The 395-nt window shown below is 67.3% G+C and carries 1 protein-coding gene; it reads right to left on the reverse strand.

The window, feature by feature from the left end:
• Positions 1–33: 33 nt before the first annotated feature.
• Positions 34–395, reverse strand: a 362-nt coding sequence (locus tag E4T88_RS19070; RefSeq protein ID WP_135107606.1) for an ABC transporter permease, incomplete at its 5' end; no start/stop codon positions are given.

A 395-nucleotide genomic window follows, 5' to 3' on the forward strand; every position in this document is an offset into this window, starting at 1 on the left:
CCGTGAGGTCGCGTACGGAGAGGATGGTTTCGGTCATTGCAGCTTCGGATTGAGCGCGTCGCGCAGCCAATCCCCCAGGAGGTTGATGGCGATGACGAGGCCGGCCAGCGCCAGGCCCGGGAAGGCGACGATCCACCACTCGCCGGAGAACAGGAACCGGTTACCGGTGCGGATCAGGGTGCCGAGCGACGGCATGGTCTCGGGCAGGCCGGTGCCGAGGAACGACAGGGTCGCCTCGGTGATGATCGCCAGCGCCAGGTTGATCGTGGCGATGACGAAGACCGGCCCGGTGACGTTGGGCAGCACGTGGCGGACCAGGATGACCGGAGGCGTCAGGCCGATCAGCCGGGCGGCCTGGACGTAGTCCTTGCCCTTCTCGACCATCACGGAGGCTG

This window comes from Dysgonomonas mossii (assembly GCF_004569505.1).
Lineage (GTDB): Bacteria > Bacteroidota > Bacteroidia > Bacteroidales > Dysgonomonadaceae > Dysgonomonas.